We start from the raw sequence: 22,333 nt of genomic DNA on the forward strand, positions 1-22,333 counted from the left end.
GTCAGACCGTAGGTCTAGGTTTATTTTTCGTTTTCTAGGAACCGTTTTGAGTTTGTCTATTCTCTCACCAAGTGCCCGCCACTTGGCCTCGCAGGCAGGGTGTCAGACATCTGCTGTCCGCCTTTTGCAGCGATTTAAGCGCAGTCTTGGCGCCTTCTTTTTGTTGTTATTACTGATGGTCTCGGTTCTGGTGTCTGGTGTGCAGGCGCAAGAATTAGTCGCCGTACCCGAGTTACATACTCGGATTACAGATACTACACATACCCTCAATGCCCAGCAACTGCAAATGCTCGAACAGAAATCCGCGCAACTCGAGGCCGATAAGGGCGCACAACTGGCGGTGCTGATGGTGCCTACCACCGGCCAGGAAACCATCGAGGAATACGCGCGCCGTGTCATGGATCAATGGCGTATTGGTCGCAAAAAAATCGATGATGGTGTGCTGTTTGTGATCGCCAAAGAGGATAGACGCATGCGTATCGAGCCAGGGTATGGCCTCGAAGGCGCGATTACTGATTTACAGGCCTCACGCATTATTTCCGAATATGTGGCGCCCCATTTCCAACAAAATGATTTTGCGGGCGGTGTCAATGCTGGAGTCGACAACTTAGCGGGTCTGATTCGTGGCGAGGATCTACCACCGCCGAGCAAACACGCCAATGCCGCCGAAGATGATGTCGGTGGCTTCTCCATCTTTACGATTTTTTTCTTATTTATAGCGGGCACGTTTTTACCAGGGATTATGTTTGCTATTTTCGCAGGCATTGTCATTGGTTTACTGAGCGGTTCCATTATTTTTGGTGTGATCGGGGCGATCGTCGCTTTTGTGCTGCAAAGAATCATTCGCTTTTTCATCCCGTTAGAACAATTACGTCAGATTAATTCTCACCGTGGTGGTCGTGGCGGTGGCGGTGGCGGTGGCTTTCCAGGCGGTTTTGGTGGCTTTGGAGGCGGCGGCTTCGGCGGCGGGGGTGGTTTCAGTGGCGGCGGCGGTATGAGCGGCGGCGGAGGTGCTTCAGGTGGTTGGTAAGTTAAGTAATTTTAGTGGTTGGTCGACCATCAAGGGTCAATATATTTCGCGCAAGCATTTTTCTACGGAGGTTTTACAGCGTTTAACTGACAAGATCGCTTTGTCCGAGTCCCAACATGGAGCCGAATTTGTCTTAGCGCTTGAACCTGTCACACCGTCACACATTAATGTTCCACGTGAGCGCGCCCTCGAAGTATTTGGTCGTTTAGGCGTTTGGGACACACCTCGTAATACCGGGGTTTTGTTGTATATCTCTTTTGATTTGCAGGCGATAGAAATCATCGCTGATCGCGGTCTAGAGGTCGATAATGCCGAGTGGGCGCGCATCTGTGAGCATATGGCGAGTCGCTTTAAGGCGGGTGAATACAAAGAAGGCATTAATGATGCCATTAATGCCATCACTGAGGTCTTGATTCGAGTGTGCCCACCCTCTGAAAATGACGAAAAGAATTGGCTCTCTGATACCCCAGTCGTGCTTTAATACCTTCTAGACGAGCATGAGCGCTCGTCTAGTAAGTACCTTGGCTCCTTGCAGAGCATAAACTTTAGAGCCAGTTTTTATCTCGCTTTCGTTCTTGCAGAAGCGCGAGAGCGACGTACTCAAGTCTAAGCCCAGTGCTTAGGCTTTTTTTGTATCTTTACAATTGCTTTTGCAAATAGTCGGTCAAGGACTGAATCGCCTCTTGACGCCGTGACGAGGTTCTAAAATCTGGGTTGAGCGCTGACCAATGCGTGCTGCCTCGAGCCTCACTTAACGATTCGGGTAGGGATTGATCTTTAAGCGGTGAGTCTTCGAGAGCGACTTGCTGTAAAGGCGTTTGCGCAGCATGACCGCGGCTTTCTAGGCGCTTAATCAGGCCCAATCCACGCAGGGCCAAGTGGCGCAGCACGGCTTCATCGACGGTTAATTCACGGTAACCTTGTAAATGCCCCATCAAGCGCGAGCCCCATTTATCGGCGCCTTGCCAGAGGCCACCCGCTAAACCACCGATTAATGTTGCCGCTCCTAAGCTTAGCCCACCCGTAAATAAGTCAATGGCCATGCCCGCTGTCGCTCCAGTGGCAATCCCTTTGCTTAATTGAATACCCATGTCTTTAATCGCTTCCTGACTGAATAAATCCATGCCCCAGCGCCCTTCTTGCAAAAGTAGCGGATCATCTTGATAGATGGCAGTATCGAATTGATACAGACGCAAAAGGTCATGGATAAAGTCTTTTTCGGCGCGGCGCACCTCTTCTTGCATGGTTTGCCAAACCTCAGCAGCTTGTGCACTATCGGGTTGGCTGCGACGTCTAAAGGCACAGACATTAATTAATAATTCCGCCAAACGTCGGCAGGCTTGCTGACGCCGTTGGCGCCGTTCTTGATCCGTTTGTGCCGCCAATTGATGCAAGATAGTCTTATGCTCTTCGAGCACTAAAGCCAGTTTTTGATAGAGCTGCACTTCACCATCTAAGGCCGGGGCCACCGTATCAAATTCAATACTGACGTGGATACCTAAACGCGCAAAATTGTCTTTCCACTGGGTTAAATAATTGTGCTCGCTGTGCAGAAAGTTCAAAATCGGTATTAATGGTTTGCCACAGCGATTGAGCACTGCGAGTTCGTCTTTGTGGCGCGGTAATACGGGATCGCGCACGTCCACGACATAGAGGCCAGCATCGCACGCCATGAGGCGTTTGAGGACACGAGCCTCTTGCTCAAAACGGCCCTGACTCTCTGGACTAGCAAGAAATTTTTCGATGCTGGCAACGGGGTCGAGCCGTTGCCCATTTTGCAGCGATAAGCGATCAATATATTCAAGCAGGGCAATACTGTCCTCGAGCCCTGGGGTGTCATACCATTGCACGCCATGGGTGTCACTCAATGTCAAGCGAGCGCCTTCCACGTGACGGGTAGTGCCTGGTGCATTTTGCACCTCACCGAAATGATCGTTGTGCAGTAAGGTGCGAAGCAAAGAGGTCTTGCCAGTATTGGTATGCCCTACAATAGCTAATTTCAGTTCCGCTTTACGCAACTGTCCGCCTTTTTGACTGAGGGTTTGACCGAGATGATCCAAAGAGTTTGCAAAATTCATCGTGCTGTTGACTCATTTATGGTTGTGCAGGGGATGATGGCGTTTGGGAGGCCTGAATGTCGGCCTGCAGTTGGGCTTGTGCGGCGTGCACATCGATACAAATGGCCTCAGCCTCAAAGCCGAGCTGTTGTAATTGCTGCTGCCATAAAGCCAGACGCTCGGCCTGCTGTGCTTGGCATAACCATATGACGGTATGCTGAGATTTACGACTCAGACTTTGCACAAAATTTAAAATACCGCGGTCCGGCGTTTGCCGAGCGTCACAAGCCATCAATAGCCCTTCGAGCGGACCGTGCTGAGCCAAGTAGGCTAATAATTGTTGACGATCTTCGCGACTGTCGATGCGGCCCAGATTCTGTAAGTGCACATCCGCTGTGAGTGTTGGCCAATCTAGATCGGGATTAAGTTCGAGTGCACACATGGCTAAGCCGCTGCCATGCGCAGGGCGCTGTCTATCAAGCGGTGCAGATGCGGGGGTGGCAGCAGGCGCTGGTGCATCAATGCCCAATGATTGCACACTAGGTTGTAAGCGTGGTACTAATTCAGCAAAACCTGCCTGGTTAAGATCTAAAGCGGCCTGTGGCTTATGCAAGCGGCGTTTAGTTTGTACCAAAAAATAAATGGCCAAAAGTAGGCGAGGTAACACCCCATAAAAAAGCACCTGACCGACTAACCAGGCCGACCATTGACTGTAGAGCTGCAATTGCGCCTGCGATTCGGGGACGCTTTGATTGAGTTGCGAGATTAAAGGCAACTGTTGTGGACTCGGAAAGCCAAAGAGCGCGGGTAGCAGCGCTAGGCCATGTGCAAGCTGATCAAAGGTTTGCAAAGGCAAAATCGTGGTGGCCCAAACAAATTGATAATTGCGTGTGGCCAATAAAAACAACAAGCCCGCTAATGAGCCACTCAAAAAGAATAACCAAAAAGCGTGACTGAGCCCAGAGGTAAGGGGGGTGAGCAGTTTTTTGTGGCGTAGCGTATGGATCAGCGCATTGACAAGCAAACTGTGATCGGAACCGCGAGCGAGCTTACCACTGAGGTCGAGCCAAAGCTGGCCTAACCATGTCCCCGCTTGCCGCCGCCACAGTAGGCCGAGACACCATAAGAGTAGCATTAAAAAATGCGGCCCCAATAAGCCTAACCAGGCCGTGACTAAGTTGACCGTACCACCGTGACTACCAAGTGCCGCATAGGCACTGGCCAGCCCCAGGCAAAACGCCACGATCACTAAGAGCCGGGCACTGAGCTGTAGAATGCGTTGATAGCGTTGAATATAGAGATCGATGTGTTTGCTGTGCGCGAGTTTCTCGGCTCGCGTCTGAATCTTGGCAGATAAGGGTAGATCCAGATTGCGGACCTCAAAAATAATATCGCTATCGTCGATGGGGCCATGATGGACCTCGCGTAATCGAATCGCTTCGGCTATCCACATCGCAGTAAACGAAGTTGGCATATTGACTCCGGCCAAAATTGGTAAAGACTAAATATCACTATTATAAAGGCCTGGCTTGGCTATCGTGAGACCACACCTAGGTGGCTGTACTTGGCTGTGTTAAGCCATGGGGAGGACTGATTTGGCCAAACTGACAAAAATACCAATCAAAAAAGGCGCGGCTACACTGCAGACAAAGCCCACATACAAGGCCACGGCGGTGTAATTCTCGCCACAGGCTTTGCGTACAATGGGTAAAGTCGTGTCCATCCCGGTTGCCGCCGTCGTGGCAATACCTGCATAAGGAAAATGCCGCCCCAGTGCAAAAAGGATAAAAATTGACATGATCTCGCGAAATAAATCCGTCAACATGCATAAGGCACCGTAATACTCACCTAATTGAGCAGTCACAAAGGCCCCTGACAAGGAAAACCATCCAAAGCCACTACCTACGAGTAGACCAAGTTGCCGATTCATGCCAAGCAAATGCGCCAATAGAGCGCTCGCGGCTAATGACACCACAATGATGATCAAGGGCAAGACGAAGACCCTGAGGCTTAGGCGTTGTACCGAAAATTGTGTGCAGCGAATATCGATCCCGATTAAAAATAACAAGACATACAAAAAATAATCAATATTGAGTCGATGAACGGCAAGCCCCCCGAGACTCTGCACCATAAACTGCAATCCCATGCCCAGCGCCAAACAAAGAAAGGCATGCGCGCAATCCCAGATCACCTGCCGCCAATGGTGGCCATGACGTACTAAGGCTTGCGCATGAGTGACACCAAACATCAGTGTTATCGCGATAACGATAAACAAATTGATGACCCCAGCATAAAGTAGGGCTTGGCCGATGAGTTTAGTGACACTGCCTAAACGCTCTAGATTGGCCGCAAAGTTATAACCGATGGCCACGAGTAGCAAACTAATAAAACGCCCGATACAGGTGATGAGCCAGTGTTTGAGAGCCTTGGGTAGATAAGTGGCACTGATGAGACCGATCACTAAGGCGAGGGCAATAGGCCAAATACCCGAAAGAATTTGCATGAGCATGGCTAATTTTTGGTAAAAACAAAACAGCAACGAAAAGAGAGCGGGCTAAAATGGTAGTAAAACCACATAACACCACTTAAATAGTTGATTTTGACACATCTTTTTACATGAAACGCCTCGGATCGCCTGTTATGGGTACAATCCATTTTATAATTAACGATTAATGCAAATTTATGCTTGAGGAGACCATTATGAAACTTCTAAAAAATCTTTTGCTGTCAGCGCTAACGGTCAGTAGTTTAGCGGTGGTGGCACAGGCACACGCGGGCGATCTTAAGGAACTAAGAATCGGCGTAGAAACGGCCTACCCGCCGTTTGAGTTTAAGGATACCAATGGTCAACCTACAGGCTTTAATGTGGATGTTGGTAATGCGATTTGCAAGAAACTAGACACCCAATGCGTCTGGGTGGTGCAACCTTTTGATAGCTTAATTCCGGGCCTTAAAGCGCGTAAATTTGACATGATTCATTCCAGTATTACGGTGAATGAGGCGCGCAAAAAAGTCATTGATTTTACAGTGCCTTTGTATAGCATCCCGAGTCAACTCGTTGCCAAAAAAGGCAGCCAACTGACACCTGATCTTGAGGTTCTAAAAGGCAAAAAAATCGGTGTCTTACAAGGCTCAGTCCAAGAAACCTATGCACGTCGACATTGGGCCCGTAAAGGCGTCAATGTGATTGCTTACCAAGACCAAACCTTGACCTTTGCTGATCTGAGTAATGGTCGTTTAGATGCGGCGCTCATCGAAAAACCAAATGCCCAAGCGGGTTTCTTGAGTAAAGATCAGGGTAAAGATTTTGAGTTTGTGGGAGAACCTCTGCAACACGATCCTATTCTTAACAACGAAGTAGCGATTGGTTTACGTAAAGATTCTGATGAACTCAAAAATAAAGTGGATGAGGCCATCGAAGCGTTGCAAACTGACGGTACGATTGAGCAACTTTCCAAAAAATATTTCAAAGATGATGAAATTAAATTCATCACTCATTAAAGCCAATTTGGCACAAAGGGACGCATGTTGTTAGAAGGTTATGGTCCACAAATACTAAATGGCACCCTAGAAACCATTAAGCTGTCATTATTGTCTTTGCTTGTGGCTTTTGTTATGGGCTTGCTAGGCGCGGCCGCCAAACTTTTTGGCGGTTTATTGCTGCGCGCTCTGGGTAATTTATATACAACGCTGGTGCGCAGTGTGCCTGATTTGGTGCTCATGCTCTTGCTCTTTTTTAGTATCCAAATGGGGCTCAATCAGATCACCGATATGATCGGCCTGAATATGATCCGTATCGATGCCTTTTGGGCGGGCGCCCTGACGATTGGCATTATTTATGGGGCGTATTTTGCTGAAACCTTTCGGGGAGCTTTTATTGGTGTGCCCAAGGGGCAGCTCGAAGCAGGCAAGGCCTATGGCATGACCTCCTGGGGTGTTTTTTATCGAATTTTATTCCCGCAAATGATGCGTATTGCCCTGCCAGGGATTGGTAACAATTGGCTTGTTGTCCTCAAGGCCACAGCACTGGTCTCCATTATCGGTCTGAGTGACCTAGTCGAAATCAGCCAATCGGCGGGTCAAGCCACGGGCAAGGTCTTTTTGTTTATTGCGGTGGCGGGCTTAATCTATCTCGCTCTCACTACCGTCTCAAACATTGTTCTTTATTTATTAGAGCGCAAGTATTCTAGCGGTGTCAAAAGCACCGAGTTGTTTTAAGGTGCTGTATGAGTGATTTTTTAGACCTCTTAAAAGATTATTGGCAGCCCTTTATTTATTGGGATGGCACCGAATGGTCAGGGCTGGCGGTGACCCTCTGGGTTTTGGTGGTCGCTTTGGCGATTGGCTTTTGTTTGTCCTTGCCCTTATCGATTGCACGCGTCTCCAAAAAACCATGGCTAAAGTGGCCTGTTTATGTCTTTACCTACGTTTTTCGTGGCACGCCTTTATACATACAATTATTGCTGATTTACAGCGGCATGATAGGGGTGGGGTTTATTCACAATAATGCCACGCTTAGCCATTTTTTTGCGAGCGGTTATCACTGCTTGGTACTGTCACTGGTGCTCAACACCATGGCTTATACCATAGAGATGTTTGCTGGCTATATACGAACCACGCCAAGTGGTGAAATCGAAGCCGCACAAGCTTATGGGATGAGTAAATTTCAGATCTATCGTTATTTAATTATTCCTTCTATGCTTAGACGGGCACTGCCAGCTTATAGCAATGAAGTCATTTTAATGTTGCACTCAACATCGTTAGCCTTTACGGCCACCGTGCCGGATATCCTCAAAGTCGCTCGCGATGTCAACTCAGAAACTTATTTAACGTTTTATTCCTACGGCACTGCCGCACTCTTGTATATGTGCTTGGCCTTTATCTTTGTATGGCTCTTTAGGCTCTGGGAAAAACGTGCGTTGGCTTTTTTAGCTCAAGCCAAGTAATACACAGAATACCGTACCTAGCTCGGATTAAAGGATAGTAATGTATAAACTTCAGGTCGAAGAAATTCACAAATCATATGGCAAAAACGAAGTCCTCAAAGGCGTCTCCTTAAGGGCTCAGGCTGGAGATGTGATTGCCATCATTGGTTCAAGTGGCTCTGGCAAAAGTACCTTTTTACGTTGTATTAATTTTTTAGAGCAACCCAATCAGGGTCGCATCTTTTTAAACGGCAAAGAATTAGGGCTAGAAGCCGGCAAAAAAGGTCAACTCAAGGTAAAAAGCGAAAGTGAGTTGCAACGCTTTCGGACCAAATTATCTATGGTGTTTCAGCACTTTAACCTCTGGTCACATATGACAGTACTCGAGAACATTATCGAAGCGCCAGTACATGTCTTGGGTATTGCCAAGTCAGAAGCGATTGAACGTGCCAAAATGTACCTTCAAAAAGTCGGCCTGCCAGAAAGTGTTGAGAGCAAATACCCATCGCAACTGTCTGGCGGTCAGCAACAACGGGTGGCGATTGCTCGCGCCTTAGCCATGGAACCAGAGGTGATGTTGTTTGACGAACCGACGTCAGCGCTCGACCCTGAATTGGTCGGTGAAGTACTCAAGGTCATGCAAAAACTGGCTGAAGAGGGCCGGACCATGATTGTGGTCACCCACGAGATGGGCTTTGCCCGTAATTTAGCCACTCATGTCATGTTTTTACATAACGGCGTGGTCGTCGAAGAAGGGGCACCGGCGGATGTACTCGGCAATCCAAAAACAGAACGTTTACAACAATTCTTGTCCGGTAATCTCAAATAAGACATGCGTGCTTAGTGCTGCTTAATTGTAAGAAAGATTGCGGTGCCACCCTTTAACCAATTGATTTTATTAACGTAATTTAAAACCAACTTCCAAACTTTGTTACATAATAACCCTGACAGTTGCCGTCAAATGGTCTAAGATGGTGAGTGAATCAACCAGCACAAATCATTGCCGGTTATCACAGAAGTAGACTTAATTTTATCAACTCAAAGGAGTTAGCTATGAATGAAGATACTCTAAAAGGTAAATGGGAACAACTTAAAGGCGCCATCAAAGAGAAATGGGGTGATCTTACTGATGACGATTTAACTGAAGCTGAAGGCAGCTCTCAAAAATTAGCTGGTCGTGTTCAAGAAAAATACGGCAAAACTAAAGAAGAAGCCGAAAAAGAAGTTAACGACTTCTTAAGCAATCACAAAGATTAATTTGGATTGCAACTGTAGCGAATGATGTTTTTATTCTTCGCTACCTTCATCTCCAGTAGCACCTTATCAGGCGATAAGGTGCTTTTTTTGTGTGCAGAGTTGTGTGGCGATTAATGCCTTAATCAAAAAGGCAGGCCAAGGTGTGTGACCTAAGGCCGAAGCGTGGCTGAATGACTCTGCCGCTTTGGCTCACGAAATACCTGCCTATCGTTATAAAAGGTCGTGTCTTGTTCAGGATGCCAAGCGGGGATACCCATCACGGGTAAAGGTACAAATGGCTTACTTGCCAAATAATCCGCCGTTAGGCGTTGTCGCAGACTCTCGTCGACTGCAGTTAAGTCACATGGCGGCAGACGTAAGACATGAGCGGTGATGGCTTTGTAAGGACGGACGAGTTTTTCTAGGAGAGCGTGGCCAATGATATGGATGTGGCACGTGGACCACTCATGGCGCAGTGTTATAAAAGCCGTTGACCAATCTTTGTGGACGATGGCGTGCCAAAGCGCATCCGTGCACTGCAATAAGAGACCATTTTCATCGAGTAGCGTGAGGGCGTCGCGAACGCAACCCCGCACTTTGGTCCCCCCCAAACGCTGGATCTCGTCTTGGTGCAATTGATTCATGCGTATCTTACTGCTTGCGAAGCGAAACCAACATAAACCATTAAAGAAATCGTGCAAATTATCCCTGCTGGGAATTTCATGCTGTTTAAAAATATAATCTTCGTAGATAAAGTGGCTGGGCAAGTGGGCTTGATTGATAAAACGATACTGAAGATCGTCAGGTTTATAAAGGTTTAAGAAGTCAGCACAACTGAGCGGTGCTCGCTGCGCATCGCTCAGGGCCTGTGCCAGCCATGGGCTATAATGGTGCCAATAAGGGGCCTTCAAGTCTAGCTTGTGTAAGCATGCTAAGGCGGCTCTGAAGCGCTCCCCACTATGCAAATTGTAGTTATCCATGCAGCTCATTATAAAGGACGAGACAGGACTTCTTATGGCAGAACTCGAATCGGTGCGCATCGATAAGTGGTTATGGGCCGCGCGCTTTTTTAAGACCCGTTCAATTGCCACACAACAAATCGATAAAGATCGTGTACAAATAAACCAGCAAAATGTAAAACCTTCGCGTGAAGTCAAGATAGGTGATGAAATCCTCATTAAGCTACAACGTGAACACAAAACCGTCATCGTCAAAGCCTTAAGCAATGTGCGCGGTCCCGCCAAAGTCGCTCAAACCCTTTACGAAGAAACGCCAGAAAGCATTCTCAAAAGAGAACAACTCGCTGAAAGCCGTCGCTTGGCTTTTGAGCCTGCCGAGAGTATCCGACATGGGCGACCTACTAAGCGTCAGCGCCGTGATTTAGAGCGCTTTCGGGATCACTGGGACGATTAGTGATGTTTGTTAGGGTCAACGCGTTTGGTTAGCCACACAAGCACCACTAGGCTCAAAAATATCCAGCCCAACATATACAAGTAATCATTAAAAGCCATTTGTGCCGCCTGTTGATCTATCAATTGATTAATACTGGCTAAACCCCGCTGCGGGTCGTCAAAGAGCGCGATCGTTTGCATGGCGGCGTGGTTCTGTGGATTGATATGTACTGCCAAGTCGGCATGATGAATAATGCTGCGATGTTGCCAAAAATAAATGGTTAAGGAAGTCGCAAAACTACTACCGACTTGTCTTAAAAACGCTTGAACCCCAGAGCCACTGGCGATTTCGGAACCACTCAGATCAGACATTAAAATGGTCAATAATGGCATAAAAAAGCAGGCCACCCCTAGGCCTAGGATAAATTGCGTAAAAGCAATATAGCTGGCTGAGATCTCGGTATTGAAGTGAGCCCGCCAAAAACTAGTCGCCGCAAACACCAAATAGGCAAAAGTCGCGAGCCAGCGCATATCAAGGCGATTGGCGTAGCGTCCCAAAATAGGGGCGAAAATAATCGGTAGGATGCCCATCGGCGCGGCTACCCAGCCAGTCCAGAGTTGGTCATAACGCAAGACTTGCTGCGCCCAAAGGGGTATCAATAAATTAATGCCGAAAAAGGCCGCAAAACCTAGCATTAAGCACAAGGTACCTAAGCCAAAATTACGGTGTTTGAACAGTAAGCCTAAATCGACGATGGGATTTTGGGTAGTTAATTCCCAGTACACAAAAAGGCTTAAACCAATGGCGGCAATAATACTGAGCGTGATTATTAAATCATCGGCGAACCAGTCCCTTTCGTTACCCAAATCTAGCATAATTTGTAGGGCACCGATGCCGACGATGAGCGTAATTAGCCCGATGTAGTCAACCTTTTGTAGCACTTTACTTTGTGGACGATGACGCATTTGCAGATAGACAACAGCGCTAGCCAATAAGCCCAACGGCACATTGATAAAAAAGATCCAACCCCAAGCATAATTGCTGGTAATCCAACCGCCCAGAATTGGGCCAGCGACCGGTGCTACTGTCGTGACCATGGCCAGCGTCGCCAGGGCCGAACCACGCTTATTGCTGGGATAAATCGAAATCATCAGGCTTTGTGTAAGTGGATACATAGGACCCGCCACCGCCCCTTGCAAGGCTCGAAACAGTACGAGTTCATGCAATCCTGTGGCAATGCCACACAAAAAAGAGGTCACCACAAACAAAAAGGTACACGCCACAAATAGTTTGACCTCACCGAAGGTTTTGGCCAAAAAACCAGTCAAGGGTAAGGTAATGGCATTGCAAACCACAAAGGCCGTAATTATCCACGTACTTTGAGAGGCGCTGGCACCCAATTCGCCGGCGATGGTGGGCAAGGCCACATTTGCAATGGTGCCATCGAGCACTTGCATAAACACCGCTAAACAGAGTGCAAACGATGTCACAGGAAGATTGAGCGGCGCAGCGCTGCTATTGGTAGCCATGGTTGTCGCTTGGGAGTTGGCCATAATGCTTTTTATTCACTTAGTGACTGGCGGCAGAAGGGAAGAGGCGGACGCTGCTCATGACTTGCATATTGTCTTTGATAATCTGCGTAATCATTTGCTCGGCTTCTTGCAACTGGTGCTTAAAGACATCGGTACGAACGATATTACTAGTATCGACAGCGTCTGATAGCAAGGCACCATCGGTGTCTGAAAGCTTAGTCGTAGCGATCATCGATTGACCAATCCGTAGCGGATACTTTTGTAATTGTTCTGGTTTTGTAAATCTAACGCGCACGGGTAAACGTTGCACGATCTTAATCCAATTACCGGTGGCGTTTTGCGCAGGTAAGAGCGCAAAAGCACTGCCCGTGCCCATCCCCAGGCTCGTGATTTGACCATCGTATTCGACCTGACTGCCATATAAATCAGAATGTAGTTTGACTGCTTGACCGATACGCATATTCGTCATTTGTGTTTCTTTGTAATTGACATCGACCCAAACCTTGTCTAACGGTACGACAGCTAGCAGATTCTCGCCGGGATTGACTTGTTGACCAAGCTGCACGGTGCGTTTGGCTACATAGCCATTGATAGGGGCGAGTAGGCGGCTGCGGACATAGTCTAAATACGCACTTTTGAGTTGTGCTGCCGCTTGTTTGACGGAGGGGTGCTCAGGTACGGAAACATGATCGACCATCACCTGGCGTACATTGGCATTTTCTTGGGCAGAACTCAGTTGCGCTTTAGTGGCGGCTAAATTACTGAGAGCCGCTTGATAACGACTAGAAGCCTGTGTGTAAGTATCTTGTATATGGGCGTATTCTTCCGCCGAAACGGCGCCACTTTGTACTAGCGCACGACGCCGTTTGGTATCGGCGGCCGCCTTATCGAGACTGGCTTTAGCCGCTTTGACCTCGTCTTCTTGCGCCTTGACCAGGGCTTCTTGGGCATGAGTATCCGAATGCGCGCCCTTGGCTTGGCTGAATAGACTGCGTACTTGACGAACGGTATTGGCTAAATCTGCCTTAGCCTTATCGAGTTTGACCTCAGTATCGGCGGGGTCAAGTTCAACCAAGGCTTGCCCGGCACTGACATAATCACCATCATCCGCATTGATGGCGACCACTGTGCCTCTGACTTGAGGGGTGATTTGTACAAGATCGCCTTGGACATAGGCATTATCGGTGTCTTCGTACCAGCGGGCATACAAGTAGTAGTACAAAAAACAAGCGAGGACGACTAAGAGCAGGACAAGTAAAGCGATGCTTAATAGGCGTCGGCGTTTATGACGCTTAATCAGTTGCTCCTCTGTCTCGTCGGCAGGGACAGAAGGTTGAGCGGGGCTGCTGGAATTAGGGCTGGAATTTGCTGTCATGATGAGCTCAGTCAAAGTGGCAAAAAGGGGTTAACTAAGCCAGTTTCTACCTTAAAATCAGTAGATTAGCGTCTTAAAGTCGCCTTAACTTAGCTAGGCAAGATATTATCTGACTAGGCAGATAATTTGTCAATATACAAATACTATTTGTGGTACAAAAACGAAAATACAGTGGTTTTTGCGTGCAGATCATTCTGCTAACTTTTTCAGGCCAATTCTAGGCTAGAGCTTACGTTTACATCTGCACAATAGCGCGATTTGCCTGCGCAAAATGGCTCCCATTAGGCGTTCAAAAATTGTAGGGCAATAATCTCTAATAAGCTCATCGCAAGTGAATCTTTGCAACCGTAATCTATTGATAAATAAAGATAATTATGAGAAAAATTCAGTACTTACGGCAATAGGGAAATGACTTATATTCAATCCATGGGGCTCTTTATAGAATGCAATAAATAGTTGCAAAATCTATCTTTTGGGGGGGAGTTGCTTATGTCGCAAAATCTACACAGTTCAAGTCCTGTATCGATGCCTTCTAGCACGGCTTCGTGGCGTGATTCTTGGCTGCTTAAGTTTATTTTTTGTGTGATTGGTACGGCTGCAGAAGCTATCAACTTTAACTTGTTTTCCTTTACTCTTAAGGACATGCAGCAGGAGTTTAGTATCACGCTGACGCAGTCTGGTAGCGTGGGTACGGTGACCTTGATTGGTTTGGCGCTTGGAGGCATTGTGGGCGGTTGGTCCAGCGATAAGTTTGGCCGCGTCAAGACCTATGCCTTTTCCTTGTTTTTTTGTAGTGTCTTTACCTTTTTGCAAGGTTACACCCATAGTTTTCAGAGCTTTATCATCTTGCGCTTTTTAGCGTCTGTCTTTATGTCAGCAATCTATGTGTCGACGGTGACCTTGATGTCCGAATCACTGCCCCCAAAAATCCGCACCACCTTTATGACCTTATTGATTATCGGCATGAGTGTTGGCAATATGCTGTTGGCCCAGATGGCACATAGCATTGTGCCTGTTTGGGGCTGGCGCATGATGTATTGGGTTATGTTAGCGCCGGCGGCTGTTGCAGTGGTGATGCCCTTTGTCGTCAGAGAGTCAGCGGTCTGGCTTAAGCTCAAACAAGCGACTAGCAAGGCGAGTGCCCAAAAACATGGGAGCAATCCTTGGCAGGCGCTGTATGAAGACAAGGCTTCCCTCAAAATCTTTATATTTTGGATTTTTGCTTCTGGCTTTATTCAATTTGGCTTGTATGGCACGTTTTTGTGGTTACCTTATTTCATCGAAAAACAACTTGGTTTATCGTATGACACCATGACCACTTATATGTTGTATGTGTCATTAGTCAGCAGCATTACGAGCTTTTTGTCAGCACTCATCGCCGATAAATTCGGCACACGCGCTGTCTTCTTCATCATGGCGGCGGTTACAGGGGTGCTCATGCCAATGATGTCTTATTACGGTCATCCAGATAACGCCTTGATGTGGATTATTCTATGTAGCTGCTTTTTAGGGAATTCTTACGGTATTATGGCCGCCTATTTATCAGAGAGTTTCCCAAGTCACTTCAGAGGTGCAGCGATTGGTGGGGTCATGAACTTAGGCAAAGCGATTTCAGCCATTGGGCCCACTATTATTGGTTTTGTGGCCGCACACTATAATTTCACGATTGGCATGATGTTCTTAGGCGCTGCTTATATTATTTCTGGCGTAGTGGCGCTCTTATTTATTCCAAGTAAATTACATGAACCGGTGGTGCCTGACTAAAAAAGAGCGATGTCTTCGGACATCGCTTATTTGTAGCCATGGGGTCGACCTTAGACGGTCTACCCTTGTGAGTCTATCGCTTCTTTAGGCAATCGTCATCAACTTCGCATTACCGCCGGCGGCCGCCGTGTTAATGCTGGTGCTTTGCTCATGGTAGAAGGCAAACTCAGGATAACGTCTACCGTTAGCAATATCACTAGAAGATAAGGCATAAACCGCTACGATGGCCCTTTCGCGCGCACTCACTTGCTGATTGATGTCTTTGAGCATATCAAAATCACCTTCATACAAGACCATGTCTAATGGGCAATCGCTCATCGCCTCACGATCAATATATTGGATGGTGTCGTCTGCCTTGGCAAGCCAATCTTTTTGTTCATTCAACACCAGCGCCTGATTGCCGCTGGCTTGGATTTGTTCAAGCTGTAGGGCTAGGCCTTTTTGGGTTTTGGCAATAGCTAAGATATGGCCTCGTGGATAAATGCGATAGACATTTTTCTCACCCGTAGGGCCAGGCAACTCAAGGCAGCGCTCAGGTGTTTGTTGAAGGGCCTGTGGCAAGTGCTGGTTACCTTCGGCGCAGAGACGTTGTAAGTACAATGGACCACCGGCTTTAGGACCGGTACCCGATAGGCCTTGCCCCCCAAAGGGTTGTACACCCACGATGGCACCCACGATGTTGCGGTTAACGTATAAGTTACCGGCATGAATGCGCTGGCAAGCAAAATTCACACTTTCATCAATCCGTGAGTGAATTCCAAAGGTCAAGCCATAACCCGTTTGATTGATTTGATCGATCAAATCACCGAGCTGTTCGCGTTTGTAGCGCAATACATGTAAGACCGGACCAAAGACCTCGCGCTTGAGGGCGCTGAGTTGGTCAATTTCAATCAAGGTCGGTGCGACAAATGTGCCATGGGCGGTTTCAGGTGCCATCGCCACTTGTTCAACCTTAAAGCCTTTGGCCTGCATATCCTTGATGTGCTTGATGATGTTTTCTTGTGCTTCGGTATCGATCACAGGACCCACATCCGTGTTGAGGACATCTGGATTACCCACACGTAACTCGTGCATGGCTTGCTTGAGCATGTGCAAGGTGCGATCGGCTACATCTTCTTGTAGGCACAAGACGCGTAGCGCGGAGCAACGCTGGCCGGCAGAGTCAAAGGCCGAATTGAGTACATCGAAAATCACTTGCTCAGCCAAGGCAGAGGAGTCGACGATAAGGGCATTTTGGCCGCCAGTTTCAGCAATTAACGGTAGTGTCTGACCGTCCTCATTGAGTTGCTTGGCCAAGTTACGATTAATGAGTTGTGCCACTTCGGTGGAGCCAGTGAACATGACCCCCGCGATATCTGGCGACTGGGTCAATAAGGCACCTACCTCACCATCGCCGGGTAATAAGATCACATCATCTTGTGTCCAACCTGCTTGATACAGGATCTCGACAGCTTGTGCTGCAATTAAAGGCGTTTGCTCAGCCGGTTTAGCGAGCACGGTATTGCCCGCTGCCAAGGCGGCTGCGACTTGACCCGTAAAAATCGCTAAGGGGAAATTCCAAGGACTAATGCAAACAATCGGGCCGAGAGGGCGCTGCTGACCGTCAGCAAACTCCGTTTCAATTTGCAGGGCATAGTAACGCAAGAAATCCACGGCCTCGCGCACTTCGGCAATAGCATTTGGTAGGGATTTACCCGCTTCACGCACAATTAAACCAAGCAATTGCTGCGTATTAGCTTCCATGATTTCGGCCGCTTTTTTCAATAAATCAGCGCGTTTTTGCACAGGTACGGCTTGGTTAATATCGAATTGATGTTGTGAGCGAGCAATGGCGTCTTTGACTTCCGCCTCGGTGCTGTCAATCACATAACCCACAATATCGCGGTGATTGGCTGGATTATATTGGCTCCGTTGACGACTCTCATCCCATTCTTTGAGGCCACCAGGAGTGGCTTGCCATTGTTGGCTACCACTAATCGTCAGTGCTGCAGACAGGGAGCTGAGACGATGTTCATTGCTGAGATCTAAGCCATAAGAATTCTTGCGGTTTTCACCTTGGGATTCATAGAGGTGACGCGGTAGCGGAATTTTGTCGTGCGGTTTGCCAAGCGGCTGCAGTTTTTTGGCCTCCTCGATAGGATCCGCCACTAAGGTATTTAGGTCAATTTTGTCATCATGGATTTGATTGACAAAAGAGGTGTTGGCGCCATTTTCGAGTAGGCGGCGCACCAAGTAAGCCAATAGCGTCTCGTGGGTGCCTACCGGCGCATAAATACGGCAAGGACGGTTGAATTTCTTGCTATCGACCACCTCTTCGTAAAGACCTTCACCCATACCATGTAAGCATTGGAACTCATATTGACCACGGTAGTAGTTTTTGCCGGCCATATGATAAATGGCCGATAGCGTTTGGGCATTATGGGTTGCAAATTGTGGATAGATACAATCCGGGGCGCTCAGGAGTTTGCGCGCGCAAGCCAAGTACGACACATCGGTATGCATTTTGCGCGTGTAGACAGGATAGTCTTCCATGCCGTCAACTTGAGCACGCTTGATTTCGGTATCCCAATAAGCGCCTTTCACCAAGCGGATCATGAGACGGTGTTGGGAACGACGGCCGAGATCAATAAGATAATCAATCACAAAAGGCGTGCGTTTTTGGTAGGCTTGGATCACAAAACCGACACCATTCCAACCTTTGAGCTCAGGCTCAAAGCAAAGCTGTTCGAGTAAGTCCAAAGACAGTTCTAGGCGATCGGCTTCTTCGGCATCGATATTAATACCAATATCGTAGCTTTTGGCGAGTTTAACTAGATTAAGTAAGCGCGGCCATAATTCGCTTTGGACGCGGTCACGTTGAGAGCGGGAATAACGTGGGTGAATGGCAGAGAGCTTAATCGAAATCCCCGCCCCTTCATAAATACCTTTGCCAGCAGAAGCGCTACCAATGGCATGAATGGCTTGCTCGTAGTCTTTGAAATAACGTTGGGCATCTTCATCGGTGGTCGCGGCTTCGCCGAGCATATCGTAGCTATAACGGAAACCTTTGTTTTCCCAAGCGCGAGAGTTGTTGAGTGCCTTACCGATGGTTTGACCACATACGAATTGTTCACCCATCATTTTCATGGCCACATGCACACCACGACGAATCAAGGGTTCACCGCCTTTAGTAATGAGGCGATTGAGGGCCGTGGATAAGGATTGTTCGCTTGTGGTGGTGACTAATTTACCCGTAATCATCAGACCCCAAGCTGCAGCATTGACAAATAATGACTGCGAAGTGCCGACATGAGAGCGCCAATTGCCGTTGCTGATTTTGTCGCGAATCAAGGCATCGCGGGTAGCCCGATCGGGAATACGTAATAACGCCTCAGCTAAGCACATGAGGGCAATTCCTTCTTGGCTAGAGAGTGAGAATTCCTGAATAATGCCTTCGACCCCGCCACCGGTATTCTTTTTCTTGAGTCGTTTGACTAAGTCTAACGCCATTTGCTTAGTGGCTTCGGGGTATTCATTGGTGGCTTGCTGTAATAAAAATGGCAAACACTCCGTCTCGGGACGGCGATAATTCGCCGTAATGGCCGAGCGCAAAACAGATTGTGGACGGATGTCCTGAGCGAAATGATAAAAAGGCGGATGTTGCTCGAGTTGCAGGGCTGCATCGATATCGTCGATATTCTCTTCATTGACACCTTGCTTGAGCAAATGCTTAAGTTCAGCAGGCAAATGGCCACTTTCGATTTGTTCTAAGAAAGATAAGAGGGCTTGCTTATGTAACCAATGGGACGTGCAACCCAATTTGTCCGCGACGGATTGAAGGCGGTTTTTGACCTGGCTGTCGACTTTTATGCCAAGCGTCGTACTGACATCACTCATTTTCTATCCTCTGAAAAATAATTATGCAAAGGATATACAGAAATGACGGCCATGAGTACTAGGGTAAACCCTTTATTCATCAAAGGGTTAACTAATACGGGAGAGCTTAGTTAACCTGTGCGTAAAAAAGGGGAGCCGTGCTTAAAAGGTACCGAGCCAGGCGCCTACTAAAAGAATGACACCACTGATAATATTGGCCTTAAAGAGGAAAAAGCTTTGGCTGCGATTGTTAATATTGAATTTGTTGAGCTGCCAGAAAAAGTGCAAACACACCAATACCATGGCGATCCAATAGCCGTAATTCATACCCATAGAATGACCGGCTAAGGACCACAATAAAACAGCCGCTGCATAAAAGCCTGCTAACCAAGCATAGCCTTGCTCGCCAAAACGAATGGCTGTCGATTTGAGACCGAGTTTAAGGTCATCTTCCATGTCTGCATAGGCATACATAGAGTCGTAGCCAACCTGCCAGGCAATCGCACCGAGCCACATGAGGATAGCCTCTAGCGGCAAATGATCTGTGGTATCGGTCCAGGCCATGAGCATGCCCCAATTAAAGGCTGCGCCCAGCACGATTTGCGGCCAGTACGTAAAGCGTTTGCAAAGCGGGTAAATAATGACTAATGGCAATACTAAAATAGCCATCAAGACACTGTAGGCATTGATAAAAAAAAGTAAGCAGGCTGCTAATAGTAATTGCGCCACCAAAAATATCACGGCGTTATGCAGGGTAATCTGACCGCTAGTGAGTGGACGACTGCGAGTGCGTTGCACATGCTTGTCAAAATCACGATCCCAGATATCATTAATGGTGCAACCCGCACTGCGTACAATCAGGGCGCCCAGACAAAAGATGATCAGACGGCCGATATTGGGGAAGCCACCAGCGGCCTGAAAGAGGGCGGCAATGGCTGGCAAAACCACGAGCCAAGTACCGACAGGACGGTCTAAGCGACAGATTCTGGCATATGGTTGCCAGGCCTCTGGCAGATATTTTTGGACCCAGTCATCTTGGGTGATGTCGTTAAGATCTTTGCCTGAGTTCACGCCTCGTAACCCCAAAAAATAAGCTCTATGAGAAACTAGCCAAGCAGCATCAAAATGCACCTTCCACTAGTCGATGATTTGCATTGTGTTTGATTGTAATCGAAAACCCTGGCAAATTTGAAGCATTCCGGTGTTTAAATCGGCGTATATTAATTAACATGCACTAGAAGTCAGTATTAACCCTAGTGCAGGCAACTGTTAAACTCAAAAAGTGTTAAGAAGCCGTTTTTAATTGTGAAATTGCGTGGATCTTATGCCAAAATGTAATGAATCTAACGGTTTTTGGCATAAGCGCGTTTAACCGTTTTCTTAAATTCGTTTTACACAAAGAGTTTACACGTATGATGATTGAACCAAATTTCATAGAGATCATCGCCACCGTTTTATTTGCGGTGGCTATTATTCATACTTTTTCAGTTTCCTTTTTTGCAAACATGGCGAGCAAAGAGGGACCACACGCGGGTCTTTGGCATCTGCTCTCAGAAGTTGAGGCCGTATTTGGTGTCTGGGCAGCCATCCTTGTGATTTTCATGGTGATCACTGGTGGTTTTCATAATGCGGTAGAGTACATGGATTCTCGCGACTTTACCGAGCCGCTATTTGTGATTGCAATTATGGTGATTGCGGCAAGTCGCCCGATCCTCGAGCTGGTACAACGCGTTGTGCGTTATTTATCACGCGTCATCCCCGTCCAAACTGAAGTCGCTCAGTTTTTTATTACTCTCAGCTTAGTGCCTATTTCCGGTTCTTTTATTACCGAACCGGCCGCAATGACTTTAGCCGCACTGATGATGCGCGATTTGTTTTTTGATCGCTCAAACTCTAACAAATATAAATACATCACCCTCGGTGTCTTGTTAGTCAATATTTCTATCGGTGGCGTGCTAACCCACTTTGCGGCACCGCCAGTGCTTATGGTTGCCCAAAAATTCGACTGGGGCTTGCTGCACATGTTGTCACATTTTGGCTGGCGTGCTGTGATTGCTGTGGTGATCAATGCGGCTCTTGCTACGTTAATCTGTCACAAAGAGATTATTCGTTGTTCTCGCGTCCCTGTCCGTGAGGTGGTCGATGCCTACGAGTCTGGTAATGACAAACGCGCTATCGTGCCTAATTCTGTGATTGCCATTCACGTCTTATTTTTGATTGGCGTCGTCGTTTCTTCTCATCATACAGAGATCTTTATCGGTCTATTAATGCTATTTATTGGCTACTGTATCGGCTATCGCCAATACCAAAATCGCCTTCTTATCAAAGAAGCCATCATGGTGGGCTTCTTCCTTTCTGGTTTAATTGTCTTGGGAGGCTTACAACAATGGTGGCTGCAAGATCTCTTGGCGGGTCTATCACCCAAAGTCCTCTATTGGGGTACCACCGCCTTGACGGCGATTACTGATAACGCCGCGCTCACTTATTTGGGTTCTCTCGTACAGGGTACCGATGATGCCTGGCGCTATATGTTGGTCGCTGGTGCGGTGACGGGGGGGGGTTTAACCGTGATCGCCAATGCGCCAAACCCAGCTGGTTTTGCTTTATTGCGCAATAGCTTTCCGCATGCCGCAATTTCTGCCATTTGGGTCTTATTGTCAGCCTTGATCCCAACCCTCATCGCTGCGTTTATGTTTTTAATTTTTGCTTAATCTGTAATTTAGCTCACAAAAAAAGTTAAAATCACGGATTAGCAATCGATCATCCTGTGGACCTTACCATGGGATGATTGCTTTTGTTTTTGTGTGAGATTCTAAAAGTGCCTATATACGTTTACCGCTGCAATGACTGTGGTCAGCGCCTCGAAAAACTACAAAAAATGTCCGATGTCCCACTTAAGGACTGTCCGTATTGCGGGCATCCTGCTTTAACCAAGCAAGTCACGGCGGCTGGTTTTCAACTCAAAGGCTCAGGTTGGTATGTGACGGACTTTCGAGGGGGGGATTCGAGTGCTTCTCATAGTGCAAGCAGCCATTCAAGCTCGAACCCTAGCACGGCGGCAGATTCTAGCGACTCGACAAGTACACCAAGTACTCACACCACGCAGTAGACTTAGCTGAAGTCTCACCATATAGAGTACATATTCTTGCAATTTTTTTAACATTCAA

The 22,333-nt window shown here is 47.6% G+C and carries 19 protein-coding genes; 11 read left to right on the plus strand and 8 right to left on the minus strand.

All coding sequences use genetic code 11. The features are described from left to right. Positions 1-46: 46 nt before the first annotated feature. Positions 47-1,030: a TPM domain-containing protein gene (locus tag Q335_RS0103585; protein ID WP_245588273.1), complete on the plus strand. Its 984-nt coding sequence runs from the start codon at positions 47-49 to the stop codon at positions 1,028-1,030. After that, complete coding sequence (locus Q335_RS0103590) at positions 1,020-1,511, plus strand: TPM domain-containing protein (protein WP_028357464.1); 492 nt, start codon at positions 1,020-1,022, stop codon at positions 1,509-1,511. Before Q335_RS0103585 ends, Q335_RS0103590 begins: the two co-directional genes overlap by 11 nt. A 157-nt stretch (positions 1,512-1,668) precedes the next feature. On the opposite strand, the gene Q335_RS0103595 is transcribed toward Q335_RS0103590, so the two are convergent. The 3 genes from Q335_RS0103595 to Q335_RS0103605 all read right to left on the minus strand — a co-directional run bounded on the left by Q335_RS0103595 (position 1,669) and on the right by Q335_RS0103605 (position 5,590). Continuing rightward, entirely contained in the window at positions 1,669-3,048 is a 1,380-nt protein-coding gene (locus Q335_RS0103595) for a DUF3482 domain-containing protein (protein ID WP_028357465.1), read from the minus strand. Between the two features lie 76 nt (positions 3,049-3,124). Beyond that, positions 3,125-4,561 (minus strand): DUF2868 domain-containing protein, encoded by a 1,437-nt coding sequence (locus Q335_RS09110; protein WP_084493531.1) that lies wholly within the window; start codon positions 4,559-4,561, stop codon positions 3,125-3,127. Positions 4,562-4,660: 99 nt separating this feature from the next. Then, positions 4,661-5,590 (minus strand): LysO family transporter, encoded by a 930-nt coding sequence (locus tag Q335_RS0103605; protein ID WP_028357466.1) that lies wholly within the window; start codon positions 5,588-5,590, stop codon positions 4,661-4,663. A gap of 197 nt (positions 5,591-5,787) precedes the next feature. Between Q335_RS0103605 and Q335_RS0103610 the strand changes: the two genes are divergently transcribed. From Q335_RS0103610 to Q335_RS0103630, 5 genes are all read left to right on the plus strand, one after another. Continuing rightward, positions 5,788-6,588, plus strand: coding sequence for a transporter substrate-binding domain-containing protein (locus Q335_RS0103610; protein WP_028357467.1), 801 nt, complete (start codon positions 5,788-5,790; stop codon positions 6,586-6,588). Positions 6,589-6,612: 24 nt separating this feature from the next. Then, positions 6,613-7,305, plus strand: coding sequence for an ABC transporter permease (locus Q335_RS0103615; RefSeq protein WP_028357468.1), 693 nt, complete (start codon positions 6,613-6,615; stop codon positions 7,303-7,305). An 8-nt stretch (positions 7,306-7,313) separates the two neighbouring features. Next, positions 7,314-8,033, plus strand: a complete 720-nt coding sequence (gene hisM / locus Q335_RS0103620) for a histidine ABC transporter permease HisM (protein WP_028357469.1) — start codon at positions 7,314-7,316, stop codon at positions 8,031-8,033. 40 nt (positions 8,034-8,073) lie between these two features. After that, positions 8,074-8,841: an ABC transporter ATP-binding protein gene (locus Q335_RS0103625; RefSeq protein WP_028357470.1), complete on the plus strand. Its 768-nt coding sequence runs from the start codon at positions 8,074-8,076 to the stop codon at positions 8,839-8,841. Between the two features lie 224 nt (positions 8,842-9,065). Further along, positions 9,066-9,269 (plus strand): CsbD family protein, encoded by a 204-nt coding sequence (locus Q335_RS0103630; protein ID WP_028357471.1) that lies wholly within the window; start codon positions 9,066-9,068, stop codon positions 9,267-9,269. A gap of 149 nt (positions 9,270-9,418) precedes the next feature. Here Q335_RS0103630 and Q335_RS09115 read toward each other — a convergent pair whose 3' ends face one another. Next, positions 9,419-10,228, minus strand: coding sequence for a DUF3025 domain-containing protein (locus Q335_RS09115; protein WP_051532276.1), 810 nt, complete (start codon positions 10,226-10,228; stop codon positions 9,419-9,421). Positions 10,229-10,262: 34 nt separating this feature from the next. Here Q335_RS09115 and Q335_RS0103640 point away from each other — a divergent pair, with 34 nt between their 5' ends. Further along, positions 10,263-10,661, plus strand: coding sequence for an RNA-binding S4 domain-containing protein (locus tag Q335_RS0103640; RefSeq protein ID WP_028357472.1), 399 nt, complete (start codon positions 10,263-10,265; stop codon positions 10,659-10,661). Here the strand turns inward: Q335_RS0103640 and Q335_RS0103645 are convergent. Both Q335_RS0103645 and Q335_RS09120 read right to left on the minus strand, forming a co-directional pair. Next, positions 10,658-12,193 carry a DHA2 family efflux MFS transporter permease subunit gene (locus Q335_RS0103645; RefSeq protein ID WP_245588274.1) on the minus strand — a complete coding sequence of 512 codons (1,536 nt, stop codon included), beginning with the start codon at positions 12,191-12,193 and terminating at the stop codon, positions 10,658-10,660. The two genes, Q335_RS0103640 and Q335_RS0103645, sit on opposite strands and share 4 nt — an antisense overlap. A 16-nt stretch (positions 12,194-12,209) precedes the next feature. Beyond that, positions 12,210-13,547 (minus strand): HlyD/EmrA/EmrK family protein, encoded by a 1,338-nt coding sequence (locus Q335_RS09120; protein ID WP_084493564.1) that lies wholly within the window; start codon positions 13,545-13,547, stop codon positions 12,210-12,212. 489 nt (positions 13,548-14,036) lie between these two features. Here Q335_RS09120 and Q335_RS0103655 point away from each other — a divergent pair, with 489 nt between their 5' ends. Then, positions 14,037-15,311, plus strand: a complete 1,275-nt coding sequence (locus Q335_RS0103655) for an MFS transporter (protein WP_084493533.1) — start codon at positions 14,037-14,039, stop codon at positions 15,309-15,311. A gap of 84 nt (positions 15,312-15,395) precedes the next feature. Here the strand turns inward: Q335_RS0103655 and putA are convergent, their stop codons facing one another. Together putA and ubiA are read right to left on the minus strand one after the other, a co-directional pair. Then, a complete protein-coding gene (gene putA / locus Q335_RS0103660; protein WP_028357475.1) occupies positions 15,396-19,187 on the minus strand; it encodes a trifunctional transcriptional regulator/proline dehydrogenase/L-glutamate gamma-semialdehyde dehydrogenase in 3,792 nt (1,263 codons plus the stop codon). 141 nt (positions 19,188-19,328) lie between these two features. Continuing rightward, positions 19,329-20,237 (minus strand): 4-hydroxybenzoate octaprenyltransferase, encoded by a 909-nt coding sequence (gene ubiA / locus Q335_RS0103665; RefSeq protein WP_038369353.1) that lies wholly within the window; start codon positions 20,235-20,237, stop codon positions 19,329-19,331. 341 nt (positions 20,238-20,578) lie between these two features. On the opposite strand from ubiA, the gene Q335_RS0103670 reads away from it, so the two are divergent. Both Q335_RS0103670 and Q335_RS10115 read left to right on the plus strand, forming a co-directional pair. Further along, positions 20,579-21,877 carry a putative Na+/H+ antiporter gene (locus Q335_RS0103670; RefSeq protein WP_028357477.1) on the plus strand — a complete coding sequence of 433 codons (1,299 nt, stop codon included), beginning with the start codon at positions 20,579-20,581 and terminating at the stop codon, positions 21,875-21,877. Positions 21,878-21,984: 107 nt separating this feature from the next. After that, on the plus strand, positions 21,985-22,275 hold the full coding sequence (locus Q335_RS10115) for an FmdB family zinc ribbon protein (RefSeq protein WP_028357478.1): 291 nt from the start codon (positions 21,985-21,987) through the stop codon (positions 22,273-22,275). Positions 22,276-22,333: the final 58 nt, after the last annotated feature.

This window comes from Brackiella oedipodis DSM 13743, from assembly GCF_000621025.1.
GTDB lineage: Bacteria > Pseudomonadota > Gammaproteobacteria > Burkholderiales > Burkholderiaceae_B > Oligella > Oligella oedipodis.